Origin of the sequence: Klebsiella sp. MPUS7, from assembly GCF_009905335.1 — a bacterium.
GTDB lineage: Bacteria > Pseudomonadota > Gammaproteobacteria > Enterobacterales > Enterobacteriaceae > Klebsiella > Klebsiella grimontii.
In genome coordinates this window covers 1,218,219-1,241,164 of the sequence record NZ_CP047604.1, presented here as the reverse complement: position 1 = coordinate 1,241,164, position 22,946 = coordinate 1,218,219, and the positions used below count along the sequence as shown (strand labels likewise).

Annotated in this window: 24 protein-coding genes; 19 read left to right on the top strand and 5 right to left on the bottom strand. The window is 56.5% G+C overall.

The genetic code is table 11. The features are described from left to right. Nucleotides 1-45: 45 nt before the first annotated feature. Entirely contained in the window at nucleotides 46-642 is a 597-nt protein-coding gene (locus GUC22_RS05945) for a fimbrial protein (protein ID WP_004135068.1), read from the bottom strand. Nucleotides 643-1,311: 669 nt separating this feature from the next. Then, complete coding sequence (locus tag GUC22_RS05940; RefSeq protein ID WP_004123921.1) at nucleotides 1,312-2,832, bottom strand: aldehyde dehydrogenase family protein; 1,521 nt, start codon at nucleotides 2,830-2,832, stop codon at nucleotides 1,312-1,314. A gap of 250 nt (nucleotides 2,833-3,082) precedes the next feature. Here GUC22_RS05940 and GUC22_RS05935 point away from each other — a divergent pair, with 250 nt between their 5' ends. The 4 genes from GUC22_RS05935 (at nucleotide 3,083) to GUC22_RS05920 (ending at nucleotide 6,118) form a co-directional block, all read left to right on the top strand. Then, nucleotides 3,083-4,867, top strand: a complete 1,785-nt coding sequence (locus tag GUC22_RS05935; protein WP_160183422.1) for a sigma-54-dependent Fis family transcriptional regulator — start codon at nucleotides 3,083-3,085, stop codon at nucleotides 4,865-4,867. A 149-nt stretch (nucleotides 4,868-5,016) separates the two neighbouring features. Continuing rightward, nucleotides 5,017-5,316: an ArsR/SmtB family transcription factor gene (locus GUC22_RS05930; protein ID WP_160183421.1), complete on the top strand. Its 300-nt coding sequence runs from the start codon at nucleotides 5,017-5,019 to the stop codon at nucleotides 5,314-5,316. 9 nt (nucleotides 5,317-5,325) lie between these two features. Beyond that, nucleotides 5,326-5,847: a rhodanese family protein gene (locus GUC22_RS05925; protein WP_049130993.1), complete on the top strand. Its 522-nt coding sequence runs from the start codon at nucleotides 5,326-5,328 to the stop codon at nucleotides 5,845-5,847. 91 nt (nucleotides 5,848-5,938) lie between these two features. Then, nucleotides 5,939-6,118 (top strand): hypothetical protein, encoded by a 180-nt coding sequence (locus GUC22_RS05920; protein WP_004123934.1) that lies wholly within the window; start codon nucleotides 5,939-5,941, stop codon nucleotides 6,116-6,118. A gap of 46 nt (nucleotides 6,119-6,164) precedes the next feature. Here the strand turns inward: GUC22_RS05920 and stpA are convergent, their stop codons facing one another. Next, entirely contained in the window at nucleotides 6,165-6,566 is a 402-nt protein-coding gene (gene stpA, locus GUC22_RS05915) for a DNA-binding protein StpA (RefSeq protein WP_004135062.1), read from the bottom strand. Nucleotides 6,567-7,272: 706 nt separating this feature from the next. Here stpA and alaE point away from each other — a divergent pair. Then, entirely contained in the window at nucleotides 7,273-7,728 is a 456-nt protein-coding gene (alaE, locus tag GUC22_RS05910; protein ID WP_004123939.1) for an L-alanine exporter AlaE, read from the top strand. 36 nt (nucleotides 7,729-7,764) lie between these two features. Here alaE and GUC22_RS05905 read toward each other — a convergent pair whose 3' ends face one another. After that, nucleotides 7,765-8,115, bottom strand: a complete 351-nt coding sequence (locus GUC22_RS05905) for a DUF2002 family protein (protein WP_004123942.1) — start codon at nucleotides 8,113-8,115, stop codon at nucleotides 7,765-7,767. 149 nt (nucleotides 8,116-8,264) lie between these two features. Here GUC22_RS05905 and GUC22_RS05900 point away from each other — a divergent pair, with 149 nt between their 5' ends. Beyond that, nucleotides 8,265-8,591, top strand: coding sequence for a DUF883 family protein (locus tag GUC22_RS05900; RefSeq protein WP_004123945.1), 327 nt, complete (start codon nucleotides 8,265-8,267; stop codon nucleotides 8,589-8,591). Between the two features lie 63 nt (nucleotides 8,592-8,654). Here GUC22_RS05900 and GUC22_RS05895 read toward each other — a convergent pair whose 3' ends face one another. After that, nucleotides 8,655-10,013 (bottom strand): PLP-dependent aminotransferase family protein, encoded by a 1,359-nt coding sequence (locus GUC22_RS05895; protein ID WP_049089879.1) that lies wholly within the window; start codon nucleotides 10,011-10,013, stop codon nucleotides 8,655-8,657. Between the two features lie 87 nt (nucleotides 10,014-10,100). Between GUC22_RS05895 and GUC22_RS05890 the strand changes: the two genes are divergently transcribed. The 13 genes from GUC22_RS05890 (at nucleotide 10,101) to emrB (ending at nucleotide 22,914) form a co-directional block, all read left to right on the top strand. Continuing rightward, nucleotides 10,101-10,532 carry a carboxymuconolactone decarboxylase family protein gene (locus tag GUC22_RS05890; RefSeq protein WP_024358417.1) on the top strand — a complete coding sequence of 144 codons (432 nt, stop codon included), beginning with the start codon at nucleotides 10,101-10,103 and terminating at the stop codon, nucleotides 10,530-10,532. A 183-nt stretch (nucleotides 10,533-10,715) separates the two neighbouring features. Then, nucleotides 10,716-10,961 (top strand): glutaredoxin-like protein NrdH, encoded by a 246-nt coding sequence (gene nrdH / locus GUC22_RS05885; protein WP_049099465.1) that lies wholly within the window; start codon nucleotides 10,716-10,718, stop codon nucleotides 10,959-10,961. Beyond that, entirely contained in the window at nucleotides 10,958-11,368 is a 411-nt protein-coding gene (gene nrdI / locus GUC22_RS05880; RefSeq protein WP_004104769.1) for a class Ib ribonucleoside-diphosphate reductase assembly flavoprotein NrdI, read from the top strand. The genes nrdH and nrdI overlap by 4 nt, the downstream gene beginning before the upstream one ends. Then, nucleotides 11,341-13,485 carry a class 1b ribonucleoside-diphosphate reductase subunit alpha gene (gene nrdE / locus GUC22_RS05875; protein WP_024358418.1) on the top strand — a complete coding sequence of 715 codons (2,145 nt, stop codon included), beginning with the start codon at nucleotides 11,341-11,343 and terminating at the stop codon, nucleotides 13,483-13,485. The genes nrdI and nrdE overlap by 28 nt, the downstream gene beginning before the upstream one ends. Nucleotides 13,486-13,495: 10 nt before the next feature. After that, a complete protein-coding gene (gene nrdF / locus GUC22_RS05870) occupies nucleotides 13,496-14,458 on the top strand; it encodes a class 1b ribonucleoside-diphosphate reductase subunit beta (protein ID WP_004132940.1) in 963 nt (320 codons plus the stop codon). Nucleotides 14,459-14,803: 345 nt separating this feature from the next. Next, the gene (proV, locus tag GUC22_RS05865; RefSeq protein WP_024358419.1) at nucleotides 14,804-16,006 is read left to right on the top strand and encodes a glycine betaine/L-proline ABC transporter ATP-binding protein ProV; all 1,203 of its coding nucleotides are present in this window, start codon (nucleotides 14,804-14,806) and stop codon (nucleotides 16,004-16,006) included. Then, on the top strand, nucleotides 15,999-17,063 hold the full coding sequence (gene proW / locus GUC22_RS05860) for a glycine betaine/L-proline ABC transporter permease ProW (protein ID WP_024358420.1): 1,065 nt from the start codon (nucleotides 15,999-16,001) through the stop codon (nucleotides 17,061-17,063). Before proV ends, proW begins: the two co-directional genes overlap by 8 nt. A gap of 62 nt (nucleotides 17,064-17,125) precedes the next feature. Beyond that, on the top strand, nucleotides 17,126-18,121 hold the full coding sequence (gene proX, locus GUC22_RS05855; protein ID WP_004132934.1) for a glycine betaine/L-proline ABC transporter substrate-binding protein ProX: 996 nt from the start codon (nucleotides 17,126-17,128) through the stop codon (nucleotides 18,119-18,121). 241 nt (nucleotides 18,122-18,362) lie between these two features. Further along, entirely contained in the window at nucleotides 18,363-19,109 is a 747-nt protein-coding gene (locus GUC22_RS05850; protein ID WP_004132932.1) for an AzlC family ABC transporter permease, read from the top strand. Continuing rightward, nucleotides 19,099-19,434 (top strand): L-valine transporter subunit YgaH, encoded by a 336-nt coding sequence (gene ygaH / locus GUC22_RS05845; RefSeq protein ID WP_024358422.1) that lies wholly within the window; start codon nucleotides 19,099-19,101, stop codon nucleotides 19,432-19,434. The genes GUC22_RS05850 and ygaH overlap by 11 nt, the downstream gene beginning before the upstream one ends. A 91-nt stretch (nucleotides 19,435-19,525) precedes the next feature. Next, nucleotides 19,526-20,056 (top strand): transcriptional repressor MprA, encoded by a 531-nt coding sequence (gene mprA, locus GUC22_RS05840; RefSeq protein WP_004104785.1) that lies wholly within the window; start codon nucleotides 19,526-19,528, stop codon nucleotides 20,054-20,056. A 131-nt stretch (nucleotides 20,057-20,187) separates the two neighbouring features. Further along, on the top strand, nucleotides 20,188-21,360 hold the full coding sequence (gene emrA, locus GUC22_RS05835) for a multidrug efflux MFS transporter periplasmic adaptor subunit EmrA (protein ID WP_004123983.1): 1,173 nt from the start codon (nucleotides 20,188-20,190) through the stop codon (nucleotides 21,358-21,360). A gap of 15 nt (nucleotides 21,361-21,375) precedes the next feature. After that, nucleotides 21,376-22,914: a multidrug efflux MFS transporter permease subunit EmrB gene (gene emrB / locus GUC22_RS05830; protein WP_004123984.1), complete on the top strand. Its 1,539-nt coding sequence runs from the start codon at nucleotides 21,376-21,378 to the stop codon at nucleotides 22,912-22,914. Nucleotides 22,915-22,946: the final 32 nt, after the last annotated feature.

The following is a 22,946-nucleotide window of genomic DNA, read 5'->3' as shown; positions in this document are numbered from 1 at the left end:
TCTGGGAAGCCATGAATAACCGCAGCTTTACCCGCTTTTAGGGTATTAGTTGTAAACCATATTGAAGTTGGCCGTACCGTTGGCAGAACCGGCGGAAACCGCGCTGGTTGAGACATAGTCGGCAAAGAATTCCAGATCGGCGGTACCTGTCGCCGCCCCGCTCGCGCCAGCGGTAACGCTGTGGCCGCGTGACACGGCGCCGAGATCAACCGGCGTTGACTTGTCGTCTTCGTAAAGCTTTATCGCCACCCCGCTTGCGGTACCGTTAATCGCCAGCAGATCGCTATTGTTGGTATCGCGGGTACCGTCAAACAGTACCGAGACGGTGGTAACGGTGGAAGGACAATCTTTTACTTTGATGTGGAAGGCGGTTTTCGTCGTTTCAGAACCAGCGCCGGTAAAATAGCTGCTCGCCCATTTCCCCAGATCGACGCTTTGGTTCGCGCTGGTGCTATCGACATTACAGGAGGAGTCAGTAATGGAGCCGGTAAATTCTACCTGGCCGCCCGTGCCCTGGGTTCCCGCATTAGAACCGGGGTTAACGGTCATTGCTGAACTGGCCGGTTGTGAAGGGCTGGATAATGCGCTAGCGGAAACCAGAGCACCGACAAACATTGCCATAATACGAAATTGCGTTTTCATTATTCATCTCATCTCTAACTTATATTTTCGACAGATTGAGCGCGAGGGCTTAAGCCTCGTACAAATCTGCGTACAGATCCTCCATGTTAATAATATTCGCGTTCCGTCCGCAGGATAGCAGGCAGCAAAAAATCTGAGCTGCTTATTTGACTCTTTTATTAAAAAGAAAGTTACTTCGGCGTAATTGATAAACCATTCATTAAGGGAACAAATAAATACTATCCTTACCCATTACAATTCGCAATATTTTGTTATGTTAATGAAATGCTGTTTTATTTTACATATGAAAATAATATTCAAAACATTGCGCCGTTTGTTAATTAACGCAACCAAAAATCACGAGACAACAACATTAAAAATCAACATCAGACAGTGTAATTTAACAATCACACTTAAATTTACCGCGATTTTTCGGCAATCATTCTGTGAGCGGACCGTGAATTTACACAATATTAGGATAAATCCTAGATTGGTTTTAATCTTATTTTCGTAACCAAATAAACAATAATCACCTGAGTAATTATATATAGGGGATATCAATGGCAAGGGTATTTCATGTGAAAGTAAGGAAGGCAAAACGAATAACAGTACTTTCTTTGTGGAATAATAAACCCGCAATCCGTGCTGAAGATTGCGGGTTTTCCTAAAATAAATAGCTGACGGCGCCGATCAGAACAGACCCAGCGGCGCCGTGCCGTAGCTCACCAGCAGGTTCTTCGTCTGCTGATAGGCGTTAAGCGCCATCTTATGGGTTTCGCGCCCTACGCCGGACTGTTTGTAACCGCCGAACGCGGCGTGCGCAGGGTAAATATGATAGCAGTTGGTCCACACTCGGCCGGCCTTAATGCCGCGCCCCATGCGATAGGCCAGATTGGTATCCCGCGTCCACACCCCGGCCCCAAGGCCAAACTGGGTCTGGTTAGCAATAGACAGCGCCTCGGCTTCATCTTTAAAGGTGGTGACGCCGATAACCGGGCCAAAGATCTCCTCCTGGAAGCTGCGCATATCGTTGCGCCCCTGAATCAGCGTCGGCTGAATATAGAAACCGTTATCCAGTTCGGCAGAGATACTGGCGCGTTCGCCGCCGGTCAGGATCTTACCGCCTTCATCGCGGGCGATCTTAATATAGGAAAGGATCTTATCGAACTGCTGACGCGACGCCTGCGCGCCGATCATCGTGTCGGTATCAAAGGGGTCGCCGCGGCGAATTTGCGCTACCTTATCCATGACCCGCGCCATAAAGGGCTCGTAGATAGACTCCTGAATCAGCGCGCGGGACGGGCAGGTGCAGACCTCGCCCTGGTTAAAGAAGCCCAGCACCAGGCCCTCTACCGCCTTCTCGATATACTCTTCTTCGCCTTCCATCACGTCGGCAAAATAGATATTCGGCGACTTCCCGCCCAGCTCAACGGTACAGGGGATAATATTTTCCGCCGCGCAGGCCATAATATGCCGGCCTACCGGCGTGGAGCCGGTAAAGGCGATTTTGGCGATGCGTTTACTGGTTGCCAGCGCTTCGCCCGCCTCTTTGCCAAAACCCTGCACCACGTTAAGTACGCCCGCCGGGAACAGATCGCCAATAATCTCCAGCAGCAGCGTAATGCTAAGCGGCGTCTGCTCCGCCGGTTTAAGTACCACGCAGTTGCCAGCCGCCAGCGCCGGAGCCAGCTTCCAGGCGGCCATCAGCAGCGGGAAGTTCCACGGAATTATTTGCCCGACCACGCCGAGAGGCTCATGGAAATGGTAAGCCACCGTCGTTTCATCAATCTCCGCCGTGCTTCCCTCCTGCGCGCGCAGGCAGCCGGCGAAATAGCGGAAGTGATCGACCGCCAGCGGCAGATCGGCGTTAAGGGTTTCGCGGATCGGCTTGCCGTTATCCCAGCTCTCCGCCACCGCCAGATATTCCAGATTGGCTTCAATACGGTCGGCAACCTGCAGCAGCAGATTCGCGCGATGCTGAGCCGACGTTTTACCCCAGGCGTCGGCGGCCCGGTGCGCCGCATCAAGGGCGAAGTCGATATCTTTGGCATCAGAACGCGGAAACTGCCCGATGTTGCTACCGTCGACCGGGGAGGTATTCATAAAGAATTCACCGCCGATCGGTTCGACAAATTTACCGTCAATAAAGTTACCGTAGGCTGACTTCAGTGCAACCAAAGCGCCCGGCGTGCCAGGATGTGCATAACGCATCGCGAATCTCCTTCATGTAGGGTTGAAGCGCAGCGGCGTATTAGTTTTTTACGGCTGCTCGCTGCGCCTCTCCTCCATTGCAGGGGTTATGCCATTTTTCCAGATTTAAAATAATTGTTTATTTTCAATTAGTTAATAAATTCACTTTTCGTTCTGTCGCACGGAATGTCTCTTATGTGTCGCAAATCGCAACACTACAAAAACCTTATAGCTACAATATTGCAACACAAATAAAACCACGAGGTGTCCCGTGCCAGGAAATCCGTTTGCCCTGACGCCAGAGATCGAAGCGAGTCCTCTGCTGAGCGACTCCTGGTGCCGCAGCCAGCGCTATGGCCTCGACCCCGCCACGGATGACTTCCCTCGCCTGCACGCCAGCGAACTGGCCGAGAGGCTCGCCAGCCACAGCCGCCTGCAAACGCTGGCTCAGCCGGTCGTCAATGCGCTTTCCCGCAAAGTCAACGACCTGCAATCCGTCGTGGTTCTCTCCGACGCCAGCGGTCTGGTTTTGCAAACCTTTGGCGATACGCACGCCATGCAGAAAGCGCAGCGCTTCGCTTTAGCGCCGGGCAATCTGTGGAGCGAAAGCGGACGCGGAACCAACGCCATTGGCACCGCGCTGGCGATTGACGACAGCTGCGAAATCGATGGCCGCCAGCATTTCCTGACCAGCAACCGGGGACTTTATTGCGCCGCCGTGCCGCTGCAAAGCCCCGATGGCAATATCGCCGGGGTGCTGGATATCTCCGGCCCGGCGCACTATCCGCACGCGCGAACGCTGGCGTGGGTGAAAGGCGCCGCGAAGCAAATAGAATATCTGTGGTTTAAGCAGAGTCTGCATCCGCAGCAGTGGCTGATGAGCCTGCATCCTCAGCCGGAGAAACTCGACGGCGTCGACGAACTGCTGCTGGTGTTTACGGACGCGGTTCTGACGGCCGCCAACCGGCTGGCGATGCGCGAATTCTCGCTCAACGCGGAGCAGTTCGGCCATCTCACCTTCCAGCAGCTTTTTCCGCGGCTGCGGCAAACCGCCGTCAGCATACCGCTGCCGCTCGCCGCCGGAGATCGGCACTACTATTTCCGTCTGCGCCCGCCCGCCACCGCAAGCGTCGCGGTGACCCCGCGCCCAGGCATCGCTCTGCCCTTCTCCAGCCAGCGCGAAGGGGAGAAGCTGCTGCGTCTGCTTAACGCCGGGATCGGTTTGTGTATCGAAGGCGAAACCGGCTGCGGCAAAGAGTACGTCAGCCGCACCCTGCACCGGCATAGCCGCTGGAGCGGCGGCAAGTTCGTCGCCATCAACTGCGCCGCCATTCCGGAATCGCTGATTGAATCCGAGCTGTTTGGCTACCAGCCCGGGGCGTTTACCGGCGCAAACAAAAACGGCTATATCGGCAAAATTCGCGAGGCCGACGGCGGCGTGCTGTTTCTTGACGAGATCGGCGATATGCCGTTAACGCTGCAGACCCGGCTGCTGAGGATCTTACAGGAGAAAGAGGTCACGCCGCTTGGCGCCAGCCGGAGCTCGCCGGTTAACTTCGCTGTGATTTGCGCCACCCACCGCAACCTGGCGCAGCGCGTCGCCGAAGGTACCTTCCGCGAAGATCTGCTCTACCGCCTGCGCGAGTTTGCTCTGACGCTGCCGCCGCTGCGCGAGTGGCCTGAACTCCCGGCGTTTATCCAGCGATTGTGGCGCGATCTTGGCGGAGAAAAGCGTCGCGTCGCGCTGGGCCCGGCGCTTGTGCAACACCTGGCGACTCAGCCCTGGCCAGGCAACGTCCGCCAGTTGCAAAGCCTGATGAGGGTACTGCTGGCGCTCGCCGAAGAGGATGAAACGCTGACAGTGGGTGATTTGCCCCAGGAATACCGAAGTTCGCCCGCCCCCCGCCCGCCGCGTGGGCTTCAGCAGCACGATGCGCAGCTGATTGCCGATACGCTGGCAAGCTATAACGGCAATATCAGTAAGGCCGCGCAGGCTTTAGGCGTCGCGCGCAGCACGCTGTATCGCCGCGCCGCCCGTCGCGGAAGCCGCTTCTGATTCGCTCGCGGCGTGAAGCGCAGCGGCCATATTACCGTCATTACCGTTACCAGGTTTCAGCCGCGCCATTTTGTCACTGCAGCATTCAGTGCTGGCGCACTGCGGCTTTTTATTTTAGACTTTACTAAATTTAGAAAAGACTAAAATAAATGAATACACCCGAACAGCTACAGGCCAGCGCCGGGGAAGCCGCCGCGCTGCTGAAAGCCATGAGCCACCCCAGTAGGCTATTGATTCTGTGCATGCTATGCGATGCGCCGGGCACCAGCGCCGGCGAACTGGCGCGCATCACCGGGCTGAGCCCCTCCGCAACCTCCCAGCATCTGGCGCGAATGCGCGATGAAGGCCTGATCGGCTGCGAACGTCAGGCGCAGCGCATCCACTACTTCATTACCCGGCCAGCGGTTCGGCACATCGTCACCGCGCTGAAGTCAATCTATTGCCCTTAAGGAGCGTTTATGACTATTGCTACTCTTTCTCCTGCCGAAGCCCGGGCCCTCATCGACCACGGCGCGCGGCTGATCGATATCCGCGATGCCGATGAATACGCCCGCGAGCATATTCCCGGCGCGGAACTCGTGCCGCTGGCAACCCTGACGAATGGCGCGGCGCTGCGCGCCAGCCCTGAAGAGACGATCGTTTTTCACTGTCAGGCGGGTTCGCGCACGCAGAATAATGCCGCCCGTCTGGCGCAGGCCGCCGCACCGGCGCAGGCAAAGCTGCTGGCTGGCGGAATTCAGGCGTGGAAAGCGGCGGGTCTGCCGGTGAAAGAGGATAAATCTCAGCCGCTGCCGCTGATGCGCCAGGTCCAGATCGTCGCCGGGATTCTGATCTTGCTTGGCGTCGCTTTAGGTTACGCTTTTAACAGCGGCTTTTTTCTGCTTAGCGCCTTCGTCGGCGCCGGATTAACCTTCGCCGGGATCACCGGTTTTTGCGGTATGGCGCGTCTTTTGGCTTTGATGCCGTGGAACCGCCTCTAGCCTCTACCTCTTTTGCTCAGTTGTTGGTAACGCTTTTGCTGAGCTATGGTTATTGTCAGCGAAAGATTTATCAGCACACAGGAGAAGCAGTATGTTTTCAGTCGGTGACCTGGTACAACCGCGCGCGGGTGGGCCAAAACTTAAAGTCGTTGAAGTCGAGGACGATCGCATTATTGCCGTTCAGGCAAGCAACGAGCAGGGCGAGAAATATACGCTGAAGGCAGCCGATGTGACGGCATATAAAGAAGACGGCGATTTTGGCGTATGCTGATTAAGCCGGGTAACGATAACGGTGGGTTTCCCCACCGTTTTAACGATTAGATCAGGAAACTATCAAGGGATTTTCCCTCAGCCACCGCTTTCGCAAGCGGCTTCGGCATACGTCCCTGCCCGGTCCACGTTTTCTCGGCGCCGGTATGATCGGTAAAACGATATTTAGGCGGACGCGGCTGGCGCTTTTTGTTGCCTTTCGAGGAAGCGCTATTGTGGCCCACTAATTGTTCAGGCGTAATACCATCAGCAATCATTAATTCCAGCCAGGTATTTAGTTTCTCCTGATGTTCTGCCCGCAGTGCCTGAGCAGCCTGCTCTTCAGCACGTTTTTCTTCAGTGACGGTCCTTAGCTTTGCCAGCATATCTTCAAGCACGTCAATGGAGAATTCACGGGACATGGCGCGGAGTGAACGGATATTATTCAATTTCTCTAATAGTAATGACATATAATTCAAAAAATTCCCAAATAGCAAATGAAACAAAGATGACGGCGCTAGTTTAATTGATACGATTATTTATTTCCAGCCTTTCACTAATTGCGGATATAGCATCAGCTATATTTGACAATAAATAAGATAAACAAATCGATAAAAGCGAAATTTCACGCAGTGAATAAACCTGGGCGAAAAGAAAAATATCAACCAGCCACTACCTTTAGCTTATTTCCTGCATGCTCAGCAGGTTATCCGTATATCCACGCCAGGCCATCACAAGGCGTCACTGACGCTGGCGGAATAGTCATGCAAAAAATCTGAATGCTCACCCAGCGAATAAATCAGCATATCATGCTGACATTTTGCTTTTTGACGAGTAAAAAATGCCAAAAGTGACGCTACGCCCACCGCGACGCGATTCTGTCGCGCAATCGCCCTCTCTCGCCCCGGCCTCCCGCCGATCCCTACAGCGCACAAATCAACTATCTATTTGAAATGTATTATAAAAATAAACAATGGCAACAAAAGTAGCGTAACGAACAAAAAACAGCCTGAAGCAGAGTATTTTATCGACCAAAAGCCTTTAAATAAAAATTTATAGCTAGTTGCCTCTTTTAATGCAGAGATATAATCTACGCACATCAAAACAGGCACCCAAAAACGCTGATTTCCCGCCAATCTTCTGGCATTATCGACTTCATTTTCGAGGAGCACACCGATGTTCTCTGCGCAGTCCCGCTTGCGTCATGCGGTAGCAGACACCTTTGCGATGGTGGTTTACTGCACCGTTGTAAACATGATGATCGAAATTTTTCTCTCCGGAATGACTTTTCAGCAGTCGTTATCTTCGCGACTGGTGGCGATTCCGGTGAACATTATTATTGCGGTGCCTTACGGCTTTTATCGCGATTTCGCGATGCGCCAGGCGCGTCGCATCAGCGCGTCCGGCTGGATGAAGAACATTGCCGATGTGGTGGCCTATGTGACGTTCCAGTCACCGGTATACGTGGCGATTCTGCTGGTTGTCGGCGCCGACTGGCATCAGATAGCCGCGGCGGTGAGTTCCAATATCGTGGTATCAATGATGATGGGCGCCGCGTACGGCTATTTCCTCGACTACTGCCGTCGCCTGTTCCGCGTCAGCCCCCTGCCCGCAGGCCAAAGCCTGAGTTGATGCAAAAAAGCGACTGGTTCCGCCAGCCGCTTTTTGTCAGCTATACTGCGTTTCGCCAAACAGGCCGCTCAGAAAACGCTCAAGCGCCATTCGCGAACTGAACCCGTGTGGAATACCATAATGCTGTTGAGCATCCCCTGCTAAATAGAGCGGGAACTGCTCATAATGATCGCAGGTTTTGATATCCGACGCGGGCTCCGCAAGCGTTGTGCTGCGCTCTTTTAAAGCCGGATGAATAATTAACGCGGTACGCCCCATACGAGCTTCACGGTTCACATAAACATAATTATCGCCACGGCGATAGCCGTACGCTTTTTGCGTCACAACATCCATGGTGAAGCCGGCTTTTTCAAGAACACGCGCCACCTCATCGGGTCTTAAATACATACTCATTCCTCATTATCTTTTACCGCACGTTAACCTTACCTTATTCATTAAAGGCAACGCTTTCGGAATATTCCATAAAGGGCTATTTACAGCATAATTCAAAATCTTGTCCTACACTTATAGACTCAATGGAATTAAGGGAGAAACCAATGGCCAACCGAGCAAACCGCAACAACGTAGAAGAGAGCGCTGAAGATATCCATAACGATGTCAGCCAATTAGCGGATACGCTGGAAGAGGTGCTGAAATCGTGGGGCAGCGACGCCAAAGACGAAGCGGAGGCCGCGCGCAAAAAAGCGCAGGCGCTGCTGAAAGAGACCCGCGCCCGGCTTAACGGCAACAACCGCGTCCAGCAGGCGGCGTGCGACGCCATGGGCTGCGCTGACAGCTACGTGCGCGACAAACCGTGGCAAAGCGTCGGTGCCGCAGCAGCCGTTGGGGTATTTATTGGCGTATTACTGAATTTACGTCGATAATAAAACTGCCAGACCCATGAAGATAACAAATACGCGTCGACCCCTGCTCTGCAGGGGTTTTTGTTATCTCTTCGCGTAAAGCGCGGCATCAAGCTTACGCACGGCCTCGTTGGCCATTTCCGCCGACGTCAGATTAGTGAAGCTCATGATCAGCCCCCCATCTCCCCGACTCTCCATCCGCCAGTCGCTCAGCGCCTGGACGGCCAGACCGGCCCGCCTGGCGCGCTGCGCCAGAAGGCGATCGTCACCGGCCACCCTGACCACCATCTGGATCCCCCCCGCTTGAGGCACCACGGTAAAGCCCTGCGCGCGCAGCGCCGACTCAAGCCACAGGCGGCGCTGGGCATAGCTGGCGCGCATTTTCTTCAGATGTCGCCAGAAGTGGCCTTCGCGAATAAAATCCGCCAGCGTCTGCTGCCACAGCGTCGGCACGCTACAGCTCATTAGCGCGGCCTGTTCACGAAACTGCGCCACCAGCGGTTCAGGCACCACCAGCCAGGCAGCGCGCAATGCCGGAAACAAAGACTTGCTGAACGCCCCGGCATAGATGACCCGCTGCGGGGCGTCGAGGCTTTTCAGCGGCGGCAGCGGCTTACCGTGATAGCGGAATTCACTATCGTAATCATCTTCGATAATCCACGCGTTATTCTGCGCCGCCCATAGCAGGAGCTGTCTGCGCCTGGACAGCGAGAGCGCCACGCCGAGCGGGCTCTGATGAGCCGGGGTCAGCAGCGCGAAATGGGCAGTCGGGTAATGCCGCTGCGCCCAGGCAATATCCATCCCGTCGTCGTCGACCGGAACGGGGTTGATCGCTACCCCCTCGTCGTTCACTACCGGGCGGATCAGCGGAAACCCCGGATCTTCCATCCACATTTGCTGGCCAGGCCGCGCCAGCGTGCGCAATATAAGGCGCATCGAGGCCGCGTAGCTACCAGTGATCAAGACCTGCTCAGGCCGACATTCAATGCTGCGCGACAGGCGCAAATAATCGGCGATCGCCCGGCGAAGCGTCAGTTCTCCGCAGGGATCGCCTGGCGCAAGGTCAAAACGCGTTTGCGTACGCAGACGCCGCCCCATCACGCGCGCCCACAGACCGCGTGGAAACAGATCCAGCGCGGGCAGCCCCAGCTGAAACGGCAGCGGCGCCGCGGGCTCATCGCCCGCGACGGGCTGAACGGGCGCGTTTTGCTGCGGAATAAGCCGCTCGCTAACAAAGGTCCCCGCCTGTCCGCGCCGCTCCAGCCACCCCTGCGCCACCAGCTCGCCCCAGGCGTTCTCAACCGTCGCCCGCGATACGCCAAGCTCCTGAGCATATACCCGGCTCGCAGGCAGCCTGCTGCCGGGAGCCAGCTCGCCGCGCTCAATCGCCTGCTTAAGCTGCCTGGCAATGCGTCGGTAGTGGGGGATTTTTTGGGCGTCCATCATGGTCTGCTTTTTTCATCACAATATGGCTATCTTATGCAGTCCATTATAGTGCTATTTTCCTCGCGTCTTAATGAGGAGAGTAAAATGAACACACTACGTCAGCCGTACAATGAACTGAGCCCGGAAGTCTATAACGCCCTGGTTCAGGCCAAAATTGCGCTGGAAAAAAGCGAGCTGGATGGCGCGCTGATCGAACTGGTGTATTTGCGGGTGTCGCAAATCAACGGCTGCGCCTTCTGCCTGGAGATGCACAGCAAAGCCCTGCGTAAATCCGGCGTGGCGCAGAACAAGCTGGACGCGCTGGCAGGCTGGCGGGTGAGCGCCCATTTCAGCGATGCCGAACGCGCGGCGCTGGCGTGGGCGGAATCGGTCACCCATATCGCCGAAAGCCATGCGCAAGACGATGTTTATCTGCCGCTGCTGGACCATTTTAGCGCCCGCCAGATTAGCGATCTGACCTTCGCCATCAGCCTGATGAACGCCTTTAACCGCCTGGCGGTAAGCATGCGCCTGTAATCTCACGTTACAAAGTCCCGCCCCCCGCAGAATCCTTTTGCGGGGGCTAATCTTTACAAAAACCATATATATTGCGTTGTTGAACTTTTAAATAACTACATCTAGTATTTCCTTTATCGGTAACCCATAGCACGCGACGTCAGTTTTAGCGCCGTACTGCTATTTTAAATGGAAATACGAATCATGCGCATTACTATTTACACTAAAAACGACTGCGTACAGTGCCATGCCACTAAACGGGCCATGGAAACCCGTGGGTTTGAATTCGACACGATCAATATCGACCACCATCCTGAAGCCGTCGATATGCTGCGCGAGCAAGGTTTCCGCCAGCTGCCGGTGGTCATTGCCGGAGAGACCCGCTGGTCCGGCTTTCGTCCCGACATGATCAACCGCCTGCGCCCGACAGTTACAGCGGCCAGCGTATGAGCCTGATCGTCTACTTCTCCAGCAGTTCGGAAAACACGCACCGGTTTGTCCAGCGTCTGGGGCTGCCCGCCGTGCGTATTCCGCTTAACGAGCGCGAGCGCATCCAGGTAGACGAACCCTACATTCTCATCGTCCCCAGCTATGGCGGTGGCGGCACGGCGGGCGCGGTCCCTCGACAGGCGATCCGCTTTCTTAACGATCCGCACAACCGCCAGCTCATTCGCGGCGTCATCGCCGCGGGCAACCGCAATTTTGGCGAGGCCTACGGCCGGGCTGGCGACGTCATCAAGCAGAAATGCGGCGTACCGTATCTCTATCGTTTTGAACTGATGGGCACCCCGCAAGATGTCGACAACGTGCGTAAAGGAGTAAGCGAATTTTGGCAACGACAACCGCAGAACGTATAACCAGCGAGGCGCCGGATTTCCACGCCCTCAACGCGATGCTGAATCTCTACGACAGCAACGGCCGCATCCCGTTTGACAAAGACCATCAGGCGGTGGCGGCGTTTATGGCCAGCCACGTCGCGCCCAATACCGTGCCCTTCGCCAGCCAGGACGACAAGCTGACGTGGCTGGTCGCCGAAGGCTATTACGATGCCAGGGTGCTGGCACGCTACGATCGCCAGTTTATTCTCGAGCTATTTGCCCATGCCCGGGACGGCGGTTTTCGCTTCCAGACGTTTCTCGGCGCATGGAAGTTCTATACCAGCTACGCGCTGAAAACCTTCGATGGAAAGCGCTACCTGGAAGACTTTGCCGACCGCACCTGCATGGTGGCCCTGGCCCTGGCGCAGGGTAACGAGACGCTGGCCCATCAGCTGACCGATGAGATCCTCTCCGGGCGCTTTCAGCCCGCCACGCCGACGTTCCTCAACGCCGGTAAACAGCAGCGCGGCGAACTGGTCTCCTGCTTTCTGCTGCGTATCGAAGATAATATGGAATCCATTGGCCGGGCGGTGAACTCGGCGCTGCAGCTATCCAAGCGCGGCGGCGGCGTGGCGTTTCTGCTCTCCAACCTTCGCGAAGCCGGGGCGCCAATCAAGCGCATCGAGAATCAGTCCTCCGGCGTGGTACCGGTGATGAAAATGCTGGAAGACGCCTTCTCCTACGCCAACCAGCTCGGCGCGCGCCAGGGGGCCGGCGCGGTCTATCTGCACGCCCATCATCCCGATATCCTGCGGTTCCTGGATACCAAACGCGAGAACGCCGATGAAAAAATCCGCATTAAAACGCTCTCTCTCGGCGTCGTGATTCCGGATATCACCTTTCAGCTAGCGAAAGAAGATGCGCAGATGGCGCTGTTCTCCCCCTACGACGTCGAGCGCCTGTACGGTAAAGCGTTCGGCGATATCGCGGTAAGCGAAATGTATGCGCAACTGGTGGCCGACGAGCGGGTCAGCAAACGCTGGATCCGCGCCCGCGACCTGTTCCAGCGGCTGGCGGAAATTCAGTTTGAGTCCGGCTATCCGTACATCATGTTTGAAGACACGGTGAATCGCGCGAACCCGATTGCCGGGCGCATCAATATGAGCAACCTGTGCTCGGAGATCCTGCAGGTCAACTCGCCTTCTACCTTTGACGAAAACCTGGATTACGCCAGCATCGGCCAGGATATCTCCTGCAACCTCGGCTCGCTGAATATCGCCCACACCATGGACTCTCCTGATTTCGCCCGCACGGTCGAGGTCGCGGTGCGCGGCCTGACGGCGGTTTCCGAGATGAGCGACATCCGTTCGGTACCGTCGGTAGCGGCGGGCAATGCCGCTTCGCACGCCATCGGCCTTGGGCAGATGAATCTGCACGGCTATCTGGCGCGCGAAGGTATTGCCTACGGTAGCGAAGCGGGCCTGGATTTCACCAATTTCTATTTCTATACCATCACCTGGCACGCGCTGCGCACCTCGATGCTGATAGCGCGGGAAAAAGGGACGCGTTTTGCCGGATTCGAGCAGTCGCGGTACGCCAGCGGCGACTATTTCCGCCCCTACCTGGAAGGCGACTGGCAGCCGAAAACGGCGACAGTCCGCGCGCTGTTCGCCCGTGCCGGTATTGTCCTGCCCGACCGCGATATGTGGCGGCAGCTGCGCGATGACGTGATGCGCTACGGTATTTATAACCGCAACCTGCAGGCGGTGCCGCCGACGGGCTCGATTTCCTACATCAACCACGCGACCTCCAGCATCCATCCGATCGTGTCGAAGATTGAGATCCGCAAGGAGGGGAAAACCGGACGGGTTTACTATCCGGCGCCGTTTATGACCAACGACAACCTGGCGCTGTATCAGGATGCTTACGAAATCGGCCCGCAGAAGATCATCGACACCTACGCCGAGGCGACGCGTCACGTCGATCAGGGGCTGTCGCTAACCCTGTTCTTCCCCGATACCGCCACCACGCGCGACATCAACAAAGCGCAAATCTACGCGTGGAAGAAGGGCATCAAAACGCTGTATTACATCCGTCTGCGCCAGCTGGCGCTGGAAGGTACCGAAATTGAAGGCTGCGTGTCCTGCGCGCTATAAGGAGAACAGGATGACCCATTTATCGCGCATCAGCGCCATCAACTGGAACAAGATTGAAGATGATAAGGATCTGGAGGTCTGGAATCGGCTGACCAGCAACTTCTGGCTGCCGGAGAAGGTGCCGCTGTCCAACGATATCCCCGCCTGGCAAACCCTCACCCCGGCGGAGCAGCAGCTGACGATTCGCGTCTTCACCGGGCTGACGCTGCTCGATACCATCCAGAATACCGTCGGCGCGCCGGCGCTGATGGCCGACGCCCTCACCCCGCACGAGGAAGCGGTACTGTCGAACGTCAGCTTTATGGAGGCGGTGCACGCCCGCTCCTACAGCTCAATCTTTTCGACGCTCTGCCAGACCAAAGACGTCGATGCCGCCTATGCCTGGAGCGAACAAAACGCGCCGCTGCAGCGCAAAGCGCAGCTGATGCTGGAGTACTATCAGGCAGATGAACCGTTGAAGAAAAAAATCGCCAGCGTCTTTCTCGAATCCTTTCTCTTCTACTCCGGTTTCTGGCTGCCGATGTACTTCTCCAGCCGGGGGAAAATGACCAACACCGCCGATCTGATTCGCCTGATTATCCGCGATGAAGCGGTACACGGTTATTACATTGGCTACAAATTCCAGAAAGGACTGGAAATAGTCAGCGCCGAGAAGCGCGAAGAGATGAAAAACTTCGCCCTCGACCTGCTGATGGATCTGTATGACAACGAACTGGCCTACACCCGTGAACTGTACGCCGATAGCGGCTGGATTGAGGAGGTCAACGCCTTTCTCTGCTACAACGCCAACAAGGCGCTGATGAACCTCGGCTACGACGCGCTGTTCCCGGCGGAAATGGCCGCCGTCAATCCGGCGATCCTCGCCGCGCTCTCGCCGAATGCCGACGAAAACCACGACTTCTTTTCCGGTTCAGGTTCATCGTATGTGATGGGAAAAGCGGAAGAAACCGTCGACGCCGATTGGGACTTTTAGCCTTACTTTCACCAGGAATATATCAGCATATTTCCTGGTGATTTATTTCACATTATTTGTTTTCACCTCACTCAATATCTTTCGGTCATCACCGTGTCATATTCAACAACATGCCCTCGATTTTCACCTGAATTAAGGCAACATAACTAAAAAATATCGACCACAAGTCATTCGCGCTCAGCCCTTATATCACGGGGGATGTACCGGAATTCTCTCCCGCGCATTTCCCTGGCAACGCCACATAAAGGGTTGTCACAGATTCTCAGTATGTTAGGGTGTAAAAAAGCAATTATCACCACCGGGTACCATATCGATATTAATAAATAACAGGAAACACTCTCTTGCATGGCAATTAAATTAGAAATCAAGAATCTCTATAAGATATTTGGCGAGCACCCGCAGCGGGCTTTCAAATATATCGACAAAGGACTATCGAAAGAACAAATACTGGAAAAGACGGGGCTATCGCTTGGCGTTAAGAACGCCAGTCTGACCATTGAAGAAGGCGAGATATTCGTCATCATGGGGCTCTCCGGTTCGGGGAAATCCACCATGGTTCGCCTTCTCAATCGCCTGATTGAACCCACCCGCGGCCAGGTCCTGATCGACGGCGTCGATATCGCTAAAATCTCTGACGCCGAGCTCCGCGAGGTGCGCAGAAAAAAGATTGCGATGGTTTTTCAATCCTTTGCGCTTATGCCGCATATGACCGTGCTCGACAACGCCGGTTTCGGCATGGAGCTGGCCGGCGTGCCGACTCAGGAACGCCAGGAAAAAGCGCTGGAGGCGCTGCGTCAGGTCGGCCTGGAAAATTATGCTCATGCGTACCCGGACGAACTCTCCGGCGGCATGCGCCAGCGCGTTGGTCTCGCCCGCGCGCTGGCGATTAACCCCGATATTCTGTTAATGGATGAAGCCTTCTCAGCGCTCGACCCATTAATTCGTACCGAAATGCAGGATGAGCTCACTAAATTACAGGCCCGGCATCAGCGTACCGTGGTATTTATTTCCCACGATCTCGATGAAGCCATGCGGATTGGCGATCGTATTGCCATTATGCAAAATGGTGAAGTGGTTCAGGTCGGCACGCCGGATGAAATACTCAATAATCCGGCCAATGATTATGTCCGAACCTTCTTCCGCGGCGTCGATATTAGCCAGGTGTTCAGCGCTAAAGATATTGCCCGCCGCAGCCCGGTGGGGCTGATTCGTAAAACGCCTGGTTTCGGCCCGCGCTCCGCGCTGAAATTATTGCAGGATGAAGACCGCGAATATGGCTACGTCATTGAACGCGGGAATAAGTTTGTTGGCATTATCTCCATTGATTCTCTGAAAGCCGCGCTGAGCGAAGGCCAGGGAATCGATGCGGCGTTAATCGACTCCCCGCAGGCGGTGGATGCGCAAACGCCGCTCAGCGAGCTGCTCTCTCACGTCGGCCATGCACCGTGTGCGGTGCCGGTTATCGATGAAGGGCAACAGTACGTCGGCATCATTTCCAAACGCATGCTGCTGCAGGCTTTAGATCGCGAGGGGGCAAACAATGGCTGATCAATCTAACCCGTGGGACACCGCGCCGGCGGCGGATAGCGCAGCGCAATCCGCCGATGCCTGGGGCACCTCTACGCCAGCGCCGACCAACGGCGGCGGCGCCGACTGGCTGAGCAGCGCGCCCGCGCCGCAGCCGGAACACTTCAATATTATGGACCCGTTCCATAACACGCTGATCCCGCTCGATAGCTGGGTCACGCACGGCATCGACTGGGTGGTGATGCATTTCCGTCCGCTATTCCAGGGAATACGCGTACCGGTGGATTACATCCTGAGCGCCTTCCAGCAGCTGCTGCTGGGCATGCCGGCGCCGGTGGCGATTATTATTTTCTCGCTGATTGCCTGGCAGATTTCCAGCGTCGGCATGGGCGCGGCGACGCTGATTTCGCTGATCGCCATCGGCGCTATCGGCGCCTGGTCGCAGGCTATGGTAACCCTGGCGCTGGTGCTGACCGCACTGCTGTTTTGTATGCTGATCGGCCTGCCGCTTGGGATATGGCTGGCGCGCAGCCCGCGGGCGGCGAAAATCATCCGTCCGCTGCTCGACGCGATGCAGACCACGCCGGCATTTGTTTACCTGGTGCCCATCGTGATGCTGTTCGGTATCGGCAACGTTCCGGGCGTGGTGGTCACCATTATCTTCGCCCTGCCGCCGATTGTCCGCCTGACCATTCTGGGGATTAACCAGGTGCCGGCGGATCTGATTGAAGCATCGCGCTCCTTCGGCGCCAGCCCGCGTCAGCTGCTGTTTAAGGTTCAGCTACCGCTGGCCATGCCGACTATTATGGCCGGGGTCAACCAGACGCTGATGCTGGCCCTGTCGATGGTGGTCATCGCCTCGATGATTGCCGTTGGCGGTCTCGGCCAGATGGTACTGCGCGGCATCGGTCGCCTTGATATGGGCCTGGCCACCGTTGGCGGCGTCGGGATTGTTATCCTCGCCATTATTCTTGACCGTCTGACTCAGGCCGTAGGACGGGACTCGCGCAGTCGCGGCAACCGCCGCTGGTATGCAACCGGCCCACTGGGGCTGATAACTCGCCCTTTCTGTAAATAAGAGCCCATCCCCCCGGCAATCGGGGGGATAGACTCCCCTTCTGATAAGTAAAAGGAACAACGATGCGACATACAGCGATCCTTGCCACAGCGTTAACCGCCCTCATTTCCACCACCGCCTTCGCGGCGGATCTGCCTGGCAAAGGCATTACCGTTAAGCCGATTCAGAGCACTATTTCGGAAGAGACCTTCCAGACCCTGCTGGTCAGCCGCGCGCTGGAGAAGCTCGGTTATACCGTCGATAAGCCGAGCGAAGTGGATTACAACGTCGGCTATACCTCGCTCGCCTCCGGCGACGCCACCTTTACCGCCGTCAACTGGCAGCCGCTGCACGACGATATGTACGCTGCCGCCGGCGGCGATAAAAAGTTCTACCGCCAAGGCGTATTTGTGAACGGCGCGGCGCAGGGCTACCTGATTGATAAGAAAACCGCCGAGCAGTACCACATCAAATCTATCGACCAGCTAAAAGATCCGAAAATCGCCAAACTGTTCGACACCAACGGCGACGGCAAAGCCGACCTGACCGGCTGTACGCCTGGCTGGGGCTGTGAAGCGGTAATTAACCATCAGCTTGATGCCTATGGTCTGAATAACACCGTCACCCACAATCAGGGGAACTATGCCGCCATGATGGCCGACACCATTGCCCGCTATAAAGAGGGCAAGCCGGTCATCTACTACACCTGGACGCCTTACTGGGTCAGCGATGTGCTGAAACCGGGTAAAGACGTCGTCTGGCTGCAGGTACCGTTCTCCTCCCTGCCGGGCGTGCAAAAAAATATCGACACGAAGCTCTCTAATGGCGCCAACTACGGCTTCCCGGTCAGCACCATGCATATCGTCGCTAACAAAGCCTGGGCCGAGAAAAACCCGGCGGCGGCGAAGCTGTTTAGCATCATGAAGCTGCCGATTGCCGATATCAACGCCGAGAATGCCATGATGCACGAGGGGCATGGTTCGGAAGCGGATATTCAGGGCCACGTCGACGGCTGGATCAAAGCCCACCAGCAGCAGTTTGACGGCTGGGTGAACGAAGCGCTGGCCGCGCAGAAATAATCTCCCGCTTTTATCGCGTTTCCCCGGAAAGGCTCCCGCCTTTCCGGGCCATCAGAACGTACAGACTCCACCTTCGCTATCATCGCCCCGCCTTTCCCGCCCGATGGGTTTATATGCAAAAAATGTGCATAACTTTAACCATCAGCCTCTTAGCGGCTGTTAAGCCGCACGGCTCTCTGCTAAGGTAAATCTACCTGTTTAATCATGTGATTTTCACGTGAGTGATTAATAAGCAATTCCTATGGAAAATTCTGACGCATTGACGCATACCCCTCCCGCCGCTGAGGCCACGCTGGCTGAAGGCCTGAAAGACAGCCTGCCTATCGTCATTAGCTATATTCCCGTGGCCTTCGCCTTCGGCCTCAACGCCACGAAGCTCGGCTTCACTCCCCTGGAAAGCCTGTTCTTCTCCTGCATTATTTACGCGGGCGCCAGCCAGTTCGTGATCGTCGCGATGCTGGCGGCGGGAAGCTCGCTGTGGGTCGCCGCGCTCACCGTCATGGCGATGGACGTTCGTCACGTTCTCTACGGCCCTTCCCTGCGCAGCCGCATCCCGCGCGCGCTGAGCAACAAAAAAACCGCGATCTGGGCGTTCGGCCTGACTGATGAGGTATTTGCCGCCGCCACCGCTAAACTGGTACGCGACGGTCGGCGCTGGAGCGAAAGCTGGATGATCGGTATCGCTTTTCTGTCCTGGGCGTCGTGGGTCTTCGGCACGCTGATCGGCGCGTATTCAGGCAGCGGCCTGCTGACCGATTTTCCGGCGGTGGAGGCGGCGCTGGGCTTTATGCTTCCCGCGCTGTTTATGAGTTTTTTACTGGCTTCTTTCCAGCGCAAGCAGTCGCTTAGCGTGACCGCCGCGCTGGCAGGGGCGCTGGGGGGAATGATTCTGTTTTCCATACCCGCCGCCATCCTGGCCGGGATTGTCTGCGGCTGCCTGACCGCTCTGGTACAGGCCAGCCTACAGGGGATGCCCGATGAACAGTGATGTCCTGACGATCGGCGTTGTGGTCGGCTGCGTAAACTATCTGTTTCGCTATCTGCCGTTGCGCCTGCGCGCCGGCAACGCGCGTCCGACGCGTCGCGGTCCGATCGGCGTGCTGCTCGATACCATCGGCATCGCCTCTATTTGCGCGCTGCTGGTGGTCTCCAGCGTGCCGGAAATTCTCCACGACGCCCGCCGCCTGCTGCCTACACTGGCTGGCTTCGCCGTGCTGGGCCTGGCCTTCTGGAAAACGCGCAGCATTATTTTGCCTACACTTCTAAGCGCCCTAACCTACGGTGTTGTCTGGAAAATCGGCCTATGGCTATAAGCCTAAAGTATCAATTTTTGTCAATAATTCATTTGATTTATTTGTCACAATAGTTATTATATCGACTGTAATTAATGAGGTCATAACCAAAATGGATAGTTCGTTTACTCCCATTGAGCAAATGCTCAAGTTCCGCGCCAGCCGTCACGAAGACTTTCCTTTTCAGGAAATTCTGCTCACCCGCCTTTGCATGCATATGCAGGGAAAGCTGCTGGAAAACCGTAACAAGATGCTGAAAGCGCAAGGGATTAACGAGACATTGTTTATGGCGCTGATCACGCTTGAGTCTCAGGAAAACCACAGCATTCAGCCTTCTGAGCTGAGCTGCGCGCTGGGCTCTTCCCGTACCAACGCCACGCGCATTGCCGACGAGCTGGAAAAACGCGGCTGGATTGAGCGCCGCGAAAGCGATAACGATCGTCGCTGCCTGCATTTACAGCTCACCGAAAAGGGGCATCAGTTCCTGCGCGAAGTGTTACCGCCGCAGCACAACTGCCTGCATCAGCTCTGGTCTTCTTTAAGCACCAGCGAAAAAGATCAGCTCGAGCACATCACCCGTAAACTGCTTGGTCGCCTCGACCAAATGGAAGAGGATGGCGTGCTTGCGGAGTCTCTGCGCTAAGCGCGGAACCAACCGCTCAACGCTTTTTCTGGATTGACAAAGAAACGAACAGGCCAGCAGATCTTCTGCTGGCCTTTCTGATAAACAGGTCGGCTCAGCCGATGTGAAATAATAAGATCGTGGAGAATAACATGAGCGCAAATGCGGAGAGCCAAACCCCGCAGCAACCGGGCAGCAAAAAAGGGAAGCGTAAAGGCGCCCTGCTGCTGCTGACCTTGCTCTTTATTATTGTTGCCGTGGCATACGGGATTTATTGGTTTTTAGTACTGCGTCACTTCGAAGAGACCGATGACGCGTACGTGGCAGGGAATCAGGTGCAAATTATGGCGCAGGTGTCCGGCAGCGTGACGAAAGTCTGGGCCGACAACACCGACTACGTGCAAAAAGGCGATCCGCTGGTCACCCTCGACCAGACCGATGCCCAGCAGGCGTTTGAAAAAGCGCAAACCCAGCTGGCCGCCAGCGTGCGTCAAACGCGCCAGCAGATGATCAACAGCAAGCAGCTGCAGGCCAGCATTGAGGTTAAAAAAACCGCGCTTTCCCAGGCGCAGACCGACCTTAACCGCCGTATTCCGCTGGGGGCCGCCAACCTGATTGGCCGCGAAGAGCTGCAGCACGCCCGCGACACGGTTGCCAGCGCCCAGGCCGAACTGGACGTGGCGATTCAGCAGTACAACGCCAACCAGGCAATCGTGCTGGGTACGAAGCTGGAACAGCAGCCTGCGGTGCTGCAGGCGGCCACCGAAGTGCGTAACGCCTGGCTGGCCCTGCAGCGGACAAAAATCGTCAGCCCGATTAGCGGCTACGTATCGCGTCGCTCCGTACAGCCCGGCGCGCAAATCAGCAGCACCACGCCGCTGATGGCCGTCGTTCCGGCGACCAACCTGTGGATTGACGCCAACTTTAAAGAAACGCAGCTGGCGCATATGCGTATCGGTCAGCCGGCCACCGTGATCAGCGATATTTACGGCGACGATGTGAAATACACCGGTAAAGTGGTCGGCCTCGATATGGGTACCGGTAGCGCCTTCTCGCTGCTGCCCGCGCAGAACGCCACCGGCAACTGGATCAAAGTGGTTCAGCGCCTGCCGGTACGTATTGAGCTGGATGAAAAACAGCTGGCGGAGCACCCGCTGCGCATCGGCCTGTCGACCCTCGTTGAGGTGAACACCACCGACCGCGGCGGCGAGATGCTGGCAAGCCAGGTGCGTAGCTCCCCGGTTTACGAAAGTAATGCCCGCGAAATCGGCCTCGAGCCGGTCAATAAGCTGATAAACGACATCATCCAGGCCAACGCCGGATAATTCGGGGTGAGCGTAATGCAACAGCAAAAACCGCTGGAAGGCGCGCAGCTGGTCATTATGACCATTGCGCTGTCGCTCGCGACCTTTATGCAGGTGCTGGACTCCACCATCGCCAACGTGGCCATCCCCACCATCGCCGGTAACCTTGGCTCATCGTTGAGCCAGGGCACCTGGGTTATCACCTCGTTTGGGGTAGCGAACGCTATCTCCATTCCGATTACCGGCTGGCTGGCAAAGCGTGTTGGCGAAGTGAAGCTGTTCCTCTGGTCGACGGTGGCGTTCGCCATCGCCTCCTGGGCCTGCGGCATGTCAAACAGCCTGACGATGCTGATTTTCTTCCGCGTGATTCAGGGGATCGTCGCCGGTCCGCTGATCCCGCTGTCGCAAAGTCTGCTGCTCAGCAACTACCCGCCCGCCAAGCGCTCTATCGCGCTGGCGCTGTGGTCAATGACGGTGATCGTCGCGCCGATTTGCGGCCCTATCCTCGGCGGCTATATCAGCGACAACTACCACTGGGGCTGGATCTTCTTTATCAACGTGCCGATTGGTATCGCCGTGGTGGTGATGACGCTACAGACCCTGCGCAACCGCGAAACCCGCACCGAGCAGCGGCGGATCGACGGCGTCGGCCTGGCGCTGCTGATCATCGGTATCGGCAGCCTGCAGGTGATGCTCGACCGGGGTAAAGAGCTGGACTGGTTCGCCTCGAACGAGATCATCATCCTGACCATTGTCGCAGTGGTGGCGATAAGCTTCCTTATCGTCTGGGAGCTAACCGACGACAACCCGATAGTCGACCTGTCGCTCTTTAAGTCGCGAAACTTCACCATCGGCTGCCTGTGTATCAGCCTCGCCTATATGCTCTACTTTGGCGCTATCGTGCTGTTGCCGCAGCTATTGCAGGAGGTATACGGCTATACCGCCACCTGGGCCGGTCTGGCCTCGGCGCCGGTCGGGGTGATCCCGGTTATCCTGTCGCCGATTATCGGCCGCTTCGCGCATAAGCTGGATATGCGTCGGCTGGTCACCTTCAGCTTTATCATGTACGCGGTCTGTTTTTACTGGCGCGCGTGGACCTTCGAACCGGGTATGGACTTCGGCGCCTCGGCGTGGCCGCAGTTTATTCAGGGCTTCGCGGTGGCCTGCTTCTTTATGCCGCTGACGACCATTACGCTTTCCGGCCTGCCGCCGGAAAGGCTGGCGGCGGCATCGAGCCTGTCGAACTTTACGCGTACCCTGGCGGGCTCCATCGGCACCTCGATTACCACCACCATGTGGACGAACCGCGAGGCGCTGCACCATGCTCAGCTTACCGAGTCGGTGACGCCGTATAATCCCAACGCCCAGCAGATGTACGACCAGCTGCAGGGATTAGGGATGACGCAGCAGCAGGCGTCCGGCTGGATCGCGCAGCAGATAACCAACCAGGGGCTGATTATCTCCGCCAACGAAATTTTCTGGTTCTCGGCGGCGATATTTATCCTTCTGCTCGGGCTGGTGTGGTTTGCCAGACCGCCGTTCAGCGCCGGCGGCGGCGGCGGTGGCGCGCACTAAGGTTTGACCTGAAGGGATCTGCGGATCCCTTT